Below are 15,685 nucleotides of genomic sequence, written 5' to 3' on the forward strand. Positions count from 1 at the left end.
GAGGCTTTAAACCACAATTATTTAATTAATAATTAATAATTAATTATTCGGTAAGAGAAAGTAATTTTGCGATTACTGTATAACCGCATTTTATATAACTGCTTGAAAAGTCGTCATTGCCACGATAGGAAGCAATCTCAGAGGTTTCATAAGATTGCCTCCTTCCACTCCCTTCCACTCGCAATGACTTGGCTATAGCAATTATCCAGATTCTACAGCGGTTTTCCTGCACGGTAGACCTACGGTAGGGACTAACCATGGTTAGTCCCTACAAGGCTTTTTGTTCTTAGGAGTGTGTTCCATCTTTCTGAAAATCGCTATAAGCAATAGAAGAAAAATTATATCATGTCCGGATAATTAGCGAGCAAAAACTTTCTCCTTTTTATACTTTCTCCTGACTTTTCAGGACTGACTCCTCCCTCCTTATTTCTAACTATTCAACCGGACATCATATTACCTATTCCCTAGCGCTATAGATACTGTTCTATAAAACTGATACAAATTAAGTTTGGTTCTAATGGATTTCATGTATGTGTGAACACATTCTGTCTAATAATATGCGAGTGTAACGTATTATATCGTTATTCTTTGATTAAGTTAATGCTCCTAGAAATGCCAGAATATACAGGAAGAGCGATCGCGAATTCTGTCCCCTTTCCAGGTTGTGAAATTACTTCTATTTTTCCCTGATGCTTTTCAATAATCTGATAAGAAATTGACAGACCCAAACCAGTCCCCTTTCCGACTGGTTTCGTTGTAAAAAAGGGGTCAAAAATTTTATCTTTGACTTCTGTTGGTATTCCTGGACCATTATCTCGAATTTTCACAAATACTCGATCTTCAGCTACCTTTTCCGTTTGAATAACAATCTGTTTCGGTTGAATATCCGATTCTAGCATCGCATCAATAGCATTAGCGATAATATTCATAAACACCTGATTTAATTGAGCCGGATAACATTCCACCAAAGGTAAATCTCCATAATTTTTGAGAATTTCAACTCCCTGTATGAGCTTATGACTGAGAATTAACAGTGTGTTATCAATTCCTTCATGCAGGTCTACAGATTTGACCTGACTTTCATCCAGCCGAGAAAAATTCCTTAGCGACACTACAATATTCTTAATCCTGTCAGTTCCCATCTGCATAGAAGAAATTATCTGGGGTAAATCTGATATGATATAATCAATATCAATCTCATCCATTAAATCTTCTATTTGCGGATGTGAATCAGGATACAACTGTTGATAAAGATTGAGTAAATCAAAGATATTTTCTGTATATTCCTGAATATGGCTGATATTACCATGAAGAAAACTAACTGGGTTATTAATCTCATGGGCAATTCCCGCCACCATCTGTCCGAGACTAGACATTTTTTCGGTTTGAATCAGTTGTGCTTGGGTTTGTTGCAGGTCTTCCAAAGCTTGTGTGAGTTCTGTTGTGCGTTTTTCTACTCTTTGACTCGCTAACTTTAATTCTTGGGTGTACTCTCCTACCCATTGTATTAGCTGATTGAGAGAAGTAGCTAATAACCCCACTTCATCAGTAGTGCTGACTGTAGCTTGTAGGTCAAAATTAGATTCTGCTGTTACTTGTTGCGCAGTTTCAGTTAAAGTTTTGATCGGACGGGCGATCGCTCCACTGGTATAAAAAGCTAAACCAGTAGCGAACGCCACCGATAGCACCATGCTGCCAATAATAATTTTTAACCGCAAGACTTCCGAACGCAGCAGTTTGTTATTAGCTATGGTTTGCTCTTTTCTCGCTCTATCTATTAACTGGTTTAAACTTTCTGAAAGTTTCTCAAACTGAATGCGAATTTCAATAGCCTCTTTTCCTGTGTTGACAGCTAATACCCGTTGCTTGGCAGTTGGGATATCTTTTTGTGGCAAATTAACCGGATCTATTTCCTGCCAAATTCTTTCCATTAATTGAGCATACAAATCCCATGTCTGACGATAACTTTGCAATACTTCTTGAAAAACCTCCTGGTTAACTACCAATTGATTTGATTGATTTTCAATCAGATCGTTTAGAGCAACCATTACTTCTTTTAATTGCTTACTCTTCCCCAAAAATTTAGTTGTTTCATACTTAAACCATACAGGACTGCCAACTACAGCAGCTAGTTGTTGGGGATGGAATTGTACCTGCCAAATAGCACTTTCTAATTCCTTTAACAGATTCAACTCATTCTGTATCAATTCTGCAGCTATATCGCTCTCTTTGGCAATTGTTGATGTTCTATTCATCTATTGTCCAATAGTTATGGCTGGTAAATTAAAGCTCAAAGCTTTAATTTGCAAAAGTTTCAGCCTTTTCCGATCTCAAAATTGATGTTCTATTCATCTATTGTCCAATAGTTAGAGTAGTTTCCGCACGTTATTATTGTACATATGCACTTGCTTGTGCGACAGCTATATACTTTCATGCAACAAAGCCTTAATTGAGCATACAAACAAATCCCATGTCTGACGATAACTTTGCAATACTTCCTGAAAAACTTCTGGCTTCATGACTAATTGATTTGATTGATTTTCAATCAGATCGTTGAGAGCAACCATTACTTTTTTTAATTGCTTACTCTTCCCCAAAAATTTAGTTGTTTCATACTTAAACCATATAGAACCCATTTGGAATATGAGCAAAAGTGAGGATTAGGAGACAGGAGACAGGAGACAGGAGTTAGGAGTTAGGAATCAGAATTTCGGTGAAATAGAATAGGGAAAAAAGTATAAAAATAGCCCCTTGCTTCATCATCTCCCCATCTCCCCATTCCCCCATCTCTCCAGCTAATTTTATAGATCCTTTCAGGGCTTCTATAGGAATACCAACGACAGCAGCTAGTTGTTGAGGATGGAATTGCACCTGCCAAATAGCACTTTCTAATTCCTTTAATAGACTCAACTCATTTTGTCTAAATGTTAGTTCCTCTTGGGCTTGTCTTTGGTAATAATCTCCTACAGTTAGTCCGAGCATTGTACCCAACACAGCAATAGCAACTGCTAGAGAATAACCATAGCCAATTTTTTTGGCAATAGTTAAACCTTTACTCCACCCCCTAAGCAAACAGAAAAGTTTCCCAGTTCTCATACTGCTTACCTCATCAGTAGTTTGTTATCTGCATTACTTAAGAAAATCATCTTCTCCCATCGCTTTATAAACTTCACGAATCATGTCATAGTCACTATCTTTAGCAGGAGCTAGGGTAGCATCTTTGAATTTAGAAGCAAAACCTGGCACAGAGAGGATAGCTTGTAGCAGTCTGTTTTTGTGTCTAAAACCTCCTCCAAAGCAATTCTAAATGGTTCATAATCACTCTTTAATTCCTCAAGACTTAAAACATCGCTCACTGCAAATAATAGTTTATCTTTCTCCTTAACAAGAGAATTATTATTGCTAGGCTGATTATTTGTGGCTGCTGTACAACTAGAAGCAAAGAGGAGTAAATACCAAAGAAAATTACGTCTTAACATAGTATTTTTTCATTAAGGTATCAGGGAAGTGTGATATTGTAGGGGCTTACTTACCAAGCCCCTACCTAGAGCGTTTATTTAGTTGATTAATATTAGACATAGGCGTGAAAAAGATTATAGACTTTTTGTGCATAATAGGGAATATGGAATAGGAAATAGGGAAAAATTTTTACGTCAAAGGTACGAAAAATGATTTGTTTCAGTGAATTATACTTCTCTTATTTATGTTAAACAAAGAGCAAGTTTATTTTATGGAGATGTCTAATAGATATCTCCATAAAAGAGGGAACAGAGAAAAATCATCGATCATTTATCGATAATAATTGATTTTATTTTTTGTTTTTGGAGATGTCTATTATGTCTGTTTGAATAACCACAATAAAAAATTTAGGTAGGGACGTTCCATGGAACGTCTCTACGGAGTAGGGGGAACCTAAACTTGATTGACAATTTTCCTCAGAACAAGTACCTACTTAGTTCAATTCTACATCAGCAATAGACATCTCCGGAAAAGAGAGAGTAGGGAGTAGGGAGTTATGAAATATAGGGAAAAAAATAGACACCCATGTTGAAAAATACTCCTCACACTCCCTCTTCTATTTATAGAAGCCTAACCGTATCTCCGCAAAGGTGAGAGTTTTTACCAAAGGAGACAGGAGTCAAGAGTCAGGAGTCAGGAATTGAGAAATAAAATAGGGGAAAAAAGTAGAAAAATGCCCTCATCTCCGCATCTCCGCATCTCCCCACACTTCCCACACTTCCCAAACTCCCACCTCTACTTTTAATAGCTCTCAAGTAGGTTCTACAAGGACTCTCTAACTTAAAACCCAATTAACTAGAGTCCGAACACCATAACCAGTTGCACCAGGATTATTGTAACCACTTTCTGCATCTATCCAAACTGGACCCGCAATATCTATATGTGCCCAAGGTGTATCTTTAACAAACTGCTTCAAAAATAAAGCTGCGGTAATAGCACCACCAGGGCGCGGACCAGTATTTTTCATATCAGCGTGCATGGCTTTCAAACCCTCGAAATATTTCTCTTCCAAAGGCATCTGCCAGATTTTCTCTCCAGCTTTTTCTGCTGCTGCTTTTAATTCTGCTGCTAAGTCATCATTAGGACTCCACAAACCAGCAATATCATTACCTAATGCCACAACACAAGCACCAGTAAGAGTTGCTAAATCTATAATTGCATCTACTTCCAACTTTTCAGCAAAGACTAAGGCATCTGCTAAAGTCAAACGCCCTTCTGCATCTGTGTTGTTAACTTCAATAGTTTTACCATTGGAAGCAGTCAGAAAATCACCAGGGTGCATGGCGTGACCACTAATCATATTTTCCGTAACAGCGCTGATAAAATGAACTTCCACATCCGGTTTTAACTGACCGATCGCCTTAACAGCACCAAAAGTTGTACCTGCTCCACCCATATCAAATTTCATCATTTCAATGCCACTACCAGAAACTTTTAGGTTTAAACCACCGGAGTCAAAAGTTAAACCTTTTCCTACTATTGCTAACTTGCGACGAGGAGTACCTTCTGGTTTATAAGTGATATGAATAAATTTTGGTGGCAAGTCAGAAGCTTTAGCAACTCCCAGAAAAGCTCCCATTCCTAATTTTTCACAGTCTTCTTTTTCTAGAATTTCTAGAGCTAGACCAAACTCTTTAGCTAAAGCTTCAGCAGTTTCAGCCATAGTTATTGGGGTGCAGGAATTAGCGGGAGCTGCTACAAGTTCCCTAGCAAGGATGACTCCTGAACAAATTTGTCGGGCGCGGGCGATCGCTTCATCGGAACCAGCTAAACCAATTAAATCTACTGTTTCTACATCTGGCCCTTGATTTTCCAGTTCAGATTTAAAGCGATTATCTTTATGGAGAGCTAACTCAATACCTTCAGTCATAGCTGTAGCTGTAGAATCAGCATCCTGACACATTGGCAGACTAATTCCTAGAGTTTTACATCTCTCCTTTTTTGCCAAACGTCCAGAGGTTGCTGCTGCTTGGCGCAGAGTATCTAATTTTAACTCCTCTGATTTACCTAGGCCCACAATAATAATTTTCCGTATGGGGCTATTACTACCGACACGAGTTGAAGCACTACTGTTGGCTTTACCCTTAAATTCTGTTTCTTCAATTAATTCAGATAAAGTACCAGCTAGCATATCATTCAATTTGGCCATATCCCCGGTTAATTCTATGGCATCTTCAAATAAACCAATAGCTAGGGCATCTCCGGTCCATCCTAACTGAGGTGTATTGGTTGCTTTAATTTCCATGTTGATTTCCTCTTTAGCAGTAATAGATTATCTTAATCTGTTTTCTGAATGTATCGACATTTCAGCAATAGTTACTAACATAAAGATATAAAGCATTTCAGGACTTACTTCTATAGCAATCCTAAATAGGTCGCGACAAATCAAAAAGTAGATAAAAAACTTGAAACTCCTACCTGTTGCCTGTAGCAATAGTGCCTGTTGCCTAAAAAGCAGTAAGATTTTTGCCACGAATATGCGGAGGATTGCTATAGTAGTCTATTCTCACTCAAAAAAATGTTTTTTTATAATTAAAAATATATCACAAATTTTTATGATATTTATGGATTGATTGTAAGCATTCAGCAGTCAGCTATCAGCAATCAGCTATTAGCTATTTACTTTAGTTGTAGATAAAAGCTTGATTAATTTAGTCAAAATTCAATTTTACTATAAAAGCCGACTTTAAAGTCTATATTCATTTAAACCTCTTCCCTAAGCTTAGAATATTATTGTACTCAGGCTGACAGGTAATAGCTGAATGCTTACGATTGATTAATCACTGTATAAGTTCAAATAAAATTTATGTCGATCGAATTTGAATACAATCAACCCAAAGAATGCTACAAAATTATATTTTTTAGGAACATAGAAAGAAAAAACTGGCATAAACAAATATATAATTACTACAAATTATGACAAGTTTATTCTGATTGATGTTCTATTTGTACCAAATATTGAGTAAATGGTTATAAATTAGTAATGTATGTCAGAAAAATAAATAATAGAGAAATTTCTCAAGCAGACCAAATTGATCAAAAAAGTATCCAGTAGATGATAATTTTTGATGTTGTCGGTCAAAAAAAATGTTTTTCCTTAATTCAGAATCATCAAATCTAGGAAATTTATATTATCATTATAATACCAATTTTATAAAATTTTATAACAGTCACGGAAAACCCTAACTAGGAATACTTAACTGGTAGCTAGAAAAGAGAAGTATACAAAAAAGGTTAAATTATTACAATTGTTACGATGTCTAAACTTTTGGGCTGCAAACAGGAATCATAGATTCATAAATAATTACCTTTTTTGCATTTTCTATCAAACCAATCAACTTTGCCATATTCTACTAGCAGTTGAGAAACCTTTTGATACCTGAGCTGAAGTAGTAAATTATCGCAAAATCCCTAATCAAAATATAAAAGTTAGAAAAACAGTAATAACAATGTGGCAACTAATAGCAAATATATTTTCCCCTGGGCAATTTATACCAAAGGGCCAATGCTATCTTTGGAACTCAGGGTTAATCTGGCTAAATGCTAGTTCAGACGCATTAATAGCAATAGCTTACTACTCTATAGCTATTATCTTAGTTTACTCCCTGTATCAACGACAGAATATATCGATTCTTGGGGCTTTCATCAGTTTTTGTGGTACAACCCACTTAATGGAAGTTTGGACTTTGTGGCATCCTGCTTATTGGATATCAGTTGGTATTAAAGGAATTACAGCTATACTTTCTCTATATATATCAATAAGATTTTTTTCCCTAATTCCGCTGGCACTAACATTACCTAATCCAGCAAAATTAAAAGCGACTAACGAAAGTTTAGAATCAGAAATTCAACAGTGCCAAAAGACTCAAATAGCACTACGAAAAAGTGAAACTCGCTATCGAGCTATAGTCGAAGACCAAACAGAATTGATTTGTCGTTTTTATCAAGGCGGAATATTGACTTTTGTCAACGATGCTTGTTGTCGCTACTTTGATAAAACACCAGAAGAGTTGATAGGAATAAGTTTTTATCAGTTTCTTACATCTGTACAGGTGGCAAAACTCCAACAACAATTAGATATCCTGACACCAGAACAACCTGTAGCCACCTATGAACAAATGGTAGAAATGGAGAGTGGAGAGCGCAAGTGGCAAGAGTGGACGAATCGAGCAATATTTGATGAATACGATAACTTAGTAGAATACCAAGGAGTGGGGCGAGATATCACTGCTATCAGAGAGAGCGAAAGACGCTTTCGAGCTATTTTTAACCAAACATTTCAATTTATTGGACTCCTTAAACCTGATGGTACTATCTTGGAAGCTAATCAGACATTTTTAGATTTTGCTGATGCCAAACATCAAGATATTATCGGTAAATATTTTTGGGAAGCGCAGTTGTGGTTAGCTGTAGATGATGACGAAAACTCTCAAGATATAGAAACTAAATATAAAGTAGCCCAAGCACAAATTAGAGAAGCGATCGCTAAAGCAGCTCAAGGTGAATTTGTTCGTTATGAAATGATGGTAGTTGGTAAAGACCACGAAGTTATGACAATAGATTTTTCCCTCAAACCAGTTTTTGATGAACTGGGAGATGTGGTATTATTAATTCCTGAAGGTCGTGATATTACTGACCGCAAATACGTTGAACAAAAACTTTCTACTTTTAATACTCAACTAGAACAAAGAGTTCTAGAGCAAACTGAGCAATTAAAGTTAGCTAATCAAGCTCTAAAAAATCAGGTTCGTCTCCAGCGAGTTATAGCAGAACTTAGTCAAAAAGCTTTGGCGGGTATAGATATTTCTGTGCTGATGGATGAAATAGTAACAATAGTTGCCCAAACATTAGATGTAGAATATTCTGACATTCTGGAATTGCGCAATGATGAAAATGCTTTCTTGTTAAGAGCAGGTTTTGGTTGGCGAGAAGGAGTTGTAGGTAATTTGGTCCTAGATGTTAATAGTGATTCTCAAGCAAGTTATACCTTACGTTCATCTCAACCTATAATTGTTGAAGACCTGCGTAAAGAAGAAAGATTTAGAGACAATGTTTTGCTAAACGACTATCAAGTTCTTTCAGGAATTAGTGTAATTATTCTCGATCGGGAGAAACCTTTTGGAATAGTGGGAGTATATAGTAAGAGGAGGTGGTGGTTGAGTGAGGATGATGTATATTTTCTACAAGCAGTTGCTAATCTACTAGCTACAGCGATCGAAAGACGAGAAACGGAGGATGCTCTTAAGTCAAGCGAAGAAAATTTCCGGCAAATGGCAGAAAATATTCGAGAAATATTTTGGATCGCTAGCCTAGACAAAAGTGAGTTAATGTATATAAGTCCTGGTTTTGAAGATATTTGGGGTCGCTCTGTCAAAGATTTATATGAACAGGTAGGAAGAATTAGTGATAGTATTCATCCACTAGACAAGGATCTATTTGCGGCATCTTTTGAGAAACAAAGTCGGGGTGAGTTTACCAACGATGAATATAGAATTGTACGACCTGATGGTGAAATGCGTTGGATTTGGACTCGTGCTTTTCCTGTTCGTAATGAAAGTGGAGAAATTTATCGTACTGTCGGCATTTCCGAAGATATTACAGAACGCAAAAAAATGGAGTTGGCTCTATTTCAAGAAAAAGAAAAAGTTCAAACTACATTAAAATCAATTGGCGATGGCGTGATTACTACAGACAAAAATGGTCATGTAGATTATCTAAATCCAATGACTGAAAAAATGACGGGATGGGAATTAGCAGCAGCTAGGGGTAAACCTCTAACTGAGATTTTGCAAATTATTGATGAAGTAACGGGTACACCGATGGAGAACCCGGTAGATATAGTTTTCCGAGAACAGCGAATAGTTAGTTTTGCTAATAATATTATTTTGGTAGCCCGTGATGGTCAAGAATATGCCATAGAAGATTCAGCAGCTCCAATTAAAACAGAAGACAATCAAATATTGGGGGCGGTGTTAGTGTTTCGGGATGTGACCGACAAACGCAAGTTGACAAATCAAATATCTTGGCAAGCTCAACATGATTCTTTAACAGGGTTGTTAAACCGTCGGGAATTTGAGAAATACTTAGATAATTGTTTGGTGACTGTGCAGGAAAAAAATCAAGAACATACTCTTGCTTATATAGATTTAGATCGATTCAAAATAGTTAATGATACTTGTGGTCATCAAGCAGGAGATGAATTGTTGCGCCAAGTCAGCACTTTATTAAATTCTGTATGTCGCAAATCGGATATTGTAGCTCGTCTCGGTGGCGATGAATTTGGCTTACTATTATTACAATGTACAATGAATAATGCTGAAGAACTGGTGCAAGAATTGATTGATCGCCTCCAGCAGTTTCGGTTTGCCTGGGAGGGGAAAAGTTTTAATATTGGTATGAGCGTTGGTTTGGTGGCTATTAACCAAGAAAGTCTCAATAACTCTGGTGAGAAGGATAGTAATGTACTGCTGAGTGCTGCTGATGCTGCTTGTTATATTGCTAAAAATCAAGGTCGAAATTGTTATCATGTTTATCAAACTGACGATCAAGATGTGCCACAGCAAAAAAATACTCTACATTGGGTGACAAAAATTCATCAAGCTTGTGAAGAAAACCTTTTCTGTTTGTATTACCAAGCTGTTGCACCTTTGTCAGACTCCTATTTGAGTAAGTTTTATTATGAAATCTTGCTACGCTTGAAAGATGAAACAGGTAAGATCATTCCACCTATGGCATTCCTTCCAGCAGCAGAACGATATCATCTGAACCCAATGATTGACCGTTGGGTGATTAAAAACTTTTTGAAATATTTATCAGAGGTTAAACGTCAATTGCAACCATCTTTTACAAATAAGGATGATGAAATATTTCTGAGGCAAACACCTAACAATTCAGGGGAGGTTATTTATGGGATTAATATATCTGGCGAAACTGTTAATGACAAGGAGTTTATTACTTTTTTGCAAGAGCAATTTGCCAGATTTAATATTTCTCCACAAACAGTTTGCTTTGAGCTGACAGAAACAGTGGCAATGGCTAATTTGTCTCAAACTGCTTTGTTAATTAAACAACTTAAACATTTGGGTTGTCGCTTTGCTCTAGATGACTTTGGTGGTGGGGTTTCTTCTTTTACTTACTTGAAAAATTTACCTGTAGATTACTTAAAAATTGATGGCAGTTTTGTTAAGGATATTGTGAATGACCCCATAGATTATGCCATAGTTGAGGGGATGAACAATATTAGTCATGTGATGGGTTTAGAGACGATCGCTGAGTTGGTGAGCGATCGTGGGATATTGGATAAAGTTAAGGCTATTGGAATTAACTATGGTCAAGGTTATGGAGTTGCTTATCCACAACCGTTAGATTAGATTTTCTTGAGTAGGGGAATAATGAATAATGGATAATGAATAATGGATAATGGATAATTGATAATGGATAATTGATAATGGATAATTGATAATGGATAATGGATAATGGATAATGAACAATGGATAATGAACAATGGATAATGAAAACTCTCTCTAATTATTAATTAGGGCTTGCTGATTAAATATAAAAGCATTTACAGATAAAGGTTTTAGGCTTTTTAGGTCGGTAAAAAGTACCAGGTTTTCAGCTCTTAATGCACGGTTCCCGAAAAATCAAAAAGTTAGTATTTTCGGCAAGAGTTGGACAAAAAAATTACTCCCGTAGGGACGTTCGCATTTTTGTCATGCAACGTCCCTACTACTCCCCTACTCCCCTACTCCTTAAAAAAGACTTTTTCAGCAAACCCTAATTATTAATTATCAATTATATCATGTCCGGCAGCATCGGTCTTGTATAGGGAAGGTAAGGAAGAAGGAAGAAGGAAGAAGGAAGAAGGAAGAAGGAAGAAGGAAGAAAGAAGAAGGAAGAAAGAAGAAGGAAGAAAGAAGAAAGAAAAACCTTACTAATCGTAGCTCTTTCCCCAACTTTTACACAAACGATACCAACGGACATGATATTATTAATAATTAATTATTAATTATTAATAATTAATACTATCCTCAAAAGTGCTGTAAAAATAAATCACATCTTTTGCTAAATTTTAATCCTACATAAATAATGGTTTAACAGCAAAATCTCCCAAAGTCACAGTAAAATTATGCTGTTGTTTAGTCGCTGCAAAATTAATCACAGTTTCACAAGCAACAGCAACAGTTAACATTACCAAATTTCTCGCTAAAGGATAATCACAAATATCATCATTTGCAGGGGAAGGTACTCGATAATTTTCATTCCAAATTATTTCTGAATAATCAGAAGCTAATCCTACATGAAGACAATAAATATTAGAATTAGCACAATAAATTTTGACTGCACTTCTACTAATACTATTGTCAAAAGTATCTATAACTAATTCACTTTTTCCTAATAGTTTACCTGCATTTTCTTCTGTTAACTTTTGAGATTGACCATCAATTTTTATTCCCAGAGCGCGATAAAGACTATTAGTCAGAATTTTAACTTTCAATGCCCCAATATCAGAACGATAATAAGGTTGAGTAGATAGGTTACGTTCTTCTATGCGATCGTAATCTATTACTCGTAATTTACTAAACCCAGAACGAGCTAAATTTTCTGTAATATTTGCTCCTAAAGCACCAGCACCACAAATAGTTATTGACAAGTTTTTTAGCTTTGTCATTATTTCTTGGCTGCGGTAAAGTTGTTCGTGAAAAAATATAGACATGGTTCAGAATTTAGAATTTAGAATTCAGAATTTATAAGTTATCTAATAATTAATAATTATTAATTATTAATTAAATACCTTGGTTAAAATCCTTCCCTTGAAAGGGGAAAAAAATAATATTTCCTTATATTCAATTCCCGTACAGTTTTAACCAGAGGTAATTATCCATTAATGAAGTATGAATTTAATTTATTTTTGGAAGGTAGAAGTTAGAAGGAGGAAACTGAAAGATGGAAAGTATAGCGCTGTGCGCAGGGAACAGGCAACAGGCAACAGGCAACAGGGGGAAGAAATTGCCGATAGTATAAGACTTTGAGCTGCTTGGCCCCTACTACAATTTGTAAATATACCAGCGCTCATTGCTATAGAAGTTAAAAGGAATATCGAAGATTATTGAAAGTCCGTTGGTATCGTTTATGTAAAAGCTGAGAAAATATCTATCATATTTCAGGTTTTTCCTTCTCTTATATAAAATCCGGTTATACAGTAATTGCACTTATTACTTTCTATGAATACAGATGTTCTTCAATACGAATTATACAATTTTGTTAGTTCCAATCTTTTCTTTCTCCTGACTCCTGACTCCTGACTCCTAACTCCTAACTCCTAACTCCTAACTCCTAACTCCTGACTCCTAGAGCGATATGATAACTAATTACCCGAATTTTATATTAAAACTTCTTCCTTCTTCCTTCTTACCAAATTATTGAATTATTAATTATTAATAATTCAATAATTATGGTTGAAAGCCTCCCCTTGGATAGGTAAAAAAAAGTGCTAGGATATTTCCCGATATTCAATTCCCGTACGGTTTTAACCAGAGGTAATTATCAATTATCCATTATCAATTATCAATTAATGAATTCCCTTATCTCTGCTCAACAACTCCAACTAAAGATTGTAAGTCAAAATGTCGATCGCCTCCACTTAAACAAATACCTGCACTTACCACAGTTAAGTCATTTTTATTAATAGCAGAAGTATGAATTTCCCCATTTCCAGTTACCCATTCCACTTGCCAATAATTGGAGCGATAGCGAAAATTTTGTAGCTCTCCCCCACCCATTGCTAATGCTTCTCTGAGTCTTTTTTCATCTTTTTGATGTTGCATTTTTTTCATAAATTCTTTCTTTTGTCGCGCCACTAAATCATAAACTGTTCTAATTTCTGGAGTCATTCCTTTAAACTTAACTTCTTTGGGTGGGATAATATTTTTTAATGCTTCTCGTAACTCTTCTGCTATTAATGGATCGGCACGGCGGTCTATATCTTCAAACCACCAAGAAGCACCATCAAATCTAGCAATTATTTGCTCAAACATTGCTCCTTCTGTTACTAGATGAACTGCTACAGGTTTAGCAAAACCAAATCTTTGTTTACTATCAGATTCATTAGTTGGATATGCTAACCATGTTTGCCCTTTCAATTGACAAGCAAGAAAGAATCTTAGAGGTTTTAATAATTGAAAATATTCTTCTAGCTGAGGCAAACTTGGTTCTTCTATAAATTTAGCTATCTTTTCATTTATTGGTTGAAATATTCCCCATCCTGCAAATTTTTTTGGTTGACTTTCAAAGGTATAAATCATTCCTGCTACTCTGGTTTTTACTCGCCCGTTTTTAACGCAAGGTGCTAGAAATTGAATATTGGTTAATTCGGCTTCTTGAGTGGCTAATTGGTTGATTAATTTACGAATATCTGTCATTTTTTTTAAGGAATAAATTAGAAGGAAGAGGCAAGAAGGAAGAAGAAGGGAATTTATAAATCTTTTTACTCTTGTTGTTACTTGGCTTGTGCCTTTATAGCAGTTTTCATTAATATAGAGTACAGAGATTTGTGTTTAAAGTAAGAAGGAAGAACGAAGAACGAAAAAGGAAGAATTTTTGTAGTTAACATGAGTGGAAACCGCTTTAATAAAGGAGGAAGGAAAAATCAAAAATAATAAAGTTTAAAGTTATCAAAATAATTGGGTCTAAAACCCCGCATTTTAAGGCGAAATATTTTGGGAAGATTGCTCTAATCTCTGTTACAAAAATAACTTCTGTACGGGCGAATGGCCATTAGCTACGCACAACTTTCCTATCGGAATGCTCCGCAAACGTTTTATATGTCGCGTAGCGTTAACACAGAAAAAAGCTCAATTGGGCAAATCTTTAAAGAATGACATAAAAATCTAGAAATCATTATTTAATTGCATTAATTTTACTAGGGTTTCATAGTATGTATAAGAGACTGTTTGTAAAAGGAATATTCAATCTCGGCGTAGGGTGGGGAGGGTGAGGCAGCAATACTTATGCTGTAATGACTGACTAAACTTTTAACTGTCCGCCGTAACCCACCAAACATATCAATTATTAAGCACTCTAGCCACCTTAATTTTTGCTTGGCAAACACTCTGCAAAATCATCTAAATATTTGTATTCCAAAAAAAGCTATCTCAAGTGATATCGGGATTATCTGAATCTTTTCATAATACCTTTCCCCTACAGATAAATTGGGTGCATCTCATATTTGCCAAAATGATTTTTTCCTATTCCCTATTCCCTATTCCCTGTTCCCTAAAAGCGATAAATAAATTTTTGGCTTTATTCAAAATTGAGATGCACCCGACAAATTATCCTATTAATTATCAACACTAAATTTCATACTTCTTTATTTATTATCCTGCTTTGTAATAGTAATTTTCCTAATATTTTGCCAATATTCCAAGCATCATCTCCGCCACGATGATGAGTTCCCTCCAAAGGAATATCTAATAATTTTAAAGCATTTGCCATCCCTACTTCTTTGGGTAAAGCATGAACAAGAGCAAACAAATTTTTCACATTAATATGTCTAATTCCAAAAGGGTATTTTACGCCCCTAGATAAACATTGTTTCTCAAACATATTTTTATCATACCCACCCCAACTTGCCCAAACTATTTGTAAAGATTCATATTTTTTCTGTAGTTTTAAACAAGCTTCATCAAAAGTAATTCCTTTGTCAACTTGTGCTTGAGTTAAAGTTGTAAGTTGGGTACAAAATTCACTAATTTGGGAACGTTCTGGTCTGACTAAAATACTTTCTTTTTCCACAGGTTTAGCTAAAGCTACATCAACAATACAAATCCCTATTTCAATTATTTCGCTTTCTTGTTCTGGTGGGGGATATTTCTCCCAACAAGTAGCTTCAATATCAATCACAATAATCTTATTTAGTTTAATAGTCATATTTGTCAGGAATCATAATTAATATCATGTCCGGTAGTATAGGGAAGGTAAGGAAGAAGGCTTTAGTTGTCTAGGAGAGAAGGCTTTAGTTATCTAGGAGAGAAGAAAGAAAGCTTTAGTTATCTAGGAAAAAAGCTTTAAGAGAAGAAAAAACCTTAAATATGATAGATATTTCCCCAGGTTTTATACCAATTCCCATGCATTAAGGCTATACTTGAGTGACACTTCAGTTATCAAG

8 protein-coding genes are annotated in these 15,685 nt (G+C 35.5%); 1 reads left to right on the plus strand and 7 read right to left on the minus strand.

The features are described 5' to 3' along the window. Nucleotides 1–581: 581 nt before the first annotated feature. The 4 genes from ACP6PK_RS04010 to ACP6PK_RS04025 all read right to left on the minus strand — a co-directional run bounded on the left by ACP6PK_RS04010 (nt 582) and on the right by ACP6PK_RS04025 (nt 5,764). The gene (locus tag ACP6PK_RS04010; RefSeq protein ID WP_426557957.1) at nt 582–2,255 is read right to left on the minus strand and encodes a sensor histidine kinase; all 1,674 of its coding nucleotides are present in this window, start codon (nt 2,253–2,255) and stop codon (nt 582–584) included. Nucleotides 2,256–2,420: 165 nt separating this feature from the next. Continuing rightward, a complete protein-coding gene (locus tag ACP6PK_RS04015) occupies nt 2,421–2,636 on the minus strand; it encodes a hypothetical protein (RefSeq protein ID WP_094672124.1) in 216 nt (71 codons plus the stop codon). A gap of 52 nt (nt 2,637–2,688) precedes the next feature. Next, a complete protein-coding gene (locus tag ACP6PK_RS04020; RefSeq protein ID WP_426557959.1) occupies nt 2,689–3,096 on the minus strand; it encodes a hypothetical protein in 408 nt (135 codons plus the stop codon). Between the two features lie 1,198 nt (nt 3,097–4,294). Then, on the minus strand, nt 4,295–5,764 hold the full coding sequence (locus ACP6PK_RS04025) for a leucyl aminopeptidase (protein ID WP_426557961.1): 1,470 nt from the start codon (nt 5,762–5,764) through the stop codon (nt 4,295–4,297). Between the two features lie 1,204 nt (nt 5,765–6,968). On the opposite strand from ACP6PK_RS04025, the gene ACP6PK_RS04030 reads away from it, so the two are divergent. Further along, nucleotides 6,969–10,889: an EAL domain-containing protein gene (locus ACP6PK_RS04030; protein WP_426557963.1), complete on the plus strand. Its 3,921-nt coding sequence runs from the start codon at nt 6,969–6,971 to the stop codon at nt 10,887–10,889. A gap of 707 nt (nt 10,890–11,596) precedes the next feature. On the opposite strand, the gene ACP6PK_RS04035 is transcribed toward ACP6PK_RS04030, so the two are convergent. The 3 genes from ACP6PK_RS04035 to ACP6PK_RS04045 all read right to left on the minus strand — a co-directional run bounded on the left by ACP6PK_RS04035 (nt 11,597) and on the right by ACP6PK_RS04045 (nt 15,447). Then, a complete protein-coding gene (locus ACP6PK_RS04035; RefSeq protein WP_426557964.1) occupies nt 11,597–12,235 on the minus strand; it encodes a ThiF family adenylyltransferase in 639 nt (212 codons plus the stop codon). Nucleotides 12,236–13,103: 868 nt separating this feature from the next. After that, nucleotides 13,104–13,940: a hypothetical protein gene (locus ACP6PK_RS04040; RefSeq protein WP_426557966.1), complete on the minus strand. Its 837-nt coding sequence runs from the start codon at nt 13,938–13,940 to the stop codon at nt 13,104–13,106. Between the two features lie 937 nt (nt 13,941–14,877). Continuing rightward, on the minus strand, nt 14,878–15,447 hold the full coding sequence (locus ACP6PK_RS04045; protein ID WP_426557968.1) for a 3'-5' exonuclease: 570 nt from the start codon (nt 15,445–15,447) through the stop codon (nt 14,878–14,880). Nucleotides 15,448–15,685 lie beyond the last annotated feature (238 nt).

This window comes from Dapis hubbardiae BLCC-M172, from assembly GCF_050016015.1.
Lineage (GTDB): Bacteria > Cyanobacteriota > Cyanobacteriia > Cyanobacteriales > Microcoleaceae > Trichodesmium.

Bases quoted from the DNA above. Each gene is read 5' to 3' on its own strand.
- ACP6PK_RS04010 (WP_426557957.1), bottom strand. From the start codon at position 2,255: ATGAATAGAACATCAACAATTGCCAAAGAGAGCGATATAGCTGCAGAA.
- ACP6PK_RS04015 (WP_094672124.1), bottom strand. From the start codon at position 2,636: ATGGGTTCTATATGGTTTAAGTATGAAACAACTAAATTTTTGGGGAAG.
- ACP6PK_RS04020 (WP_426557959.1), bottom strand. From the start codon at position 3,096: ATGAGAACTGGGAAACTTTTCTGTTTGCTTAGGGGGTGGAGTAAAGGT.
- ACP6PK_RS04025 (WP_426557961.1), bottom strand. From the start codon at position 5,764: ATGGAAATTAAAGCAACCAATACACCTCAGTTAGGATGGACCGGAGAT.
- ACP6PK_RS04030 (WP_426557963.1), top strand. From the start codon at position 6,969: ATGTGGCAACTAATAGCAAATATATTTTCCCCTGGGCAATTTATACCA.
- ACP6PK_RS04035 (WP_426557964.1), bottom strand. From the start codon at position 12,235: ATGTCTATATTTTTTCACGAACAACTTTACCGCAGCCAAGAAATAATG.
- ACP6PK_RS04040 (WP_426557966.1), bottom strand. From the start codon at position 13,940: ATGACAGATATTCGTAAATTAATCAACCAATTAGCCACTCAAGAAGCC.
- ACP6PK_RS04045 (WP_426557968.1), bottom strand. From the start codon at position 15,447: ATGACTATTAAACTAAATAAGATTATTGTGATTGATATTGAAGCTACT.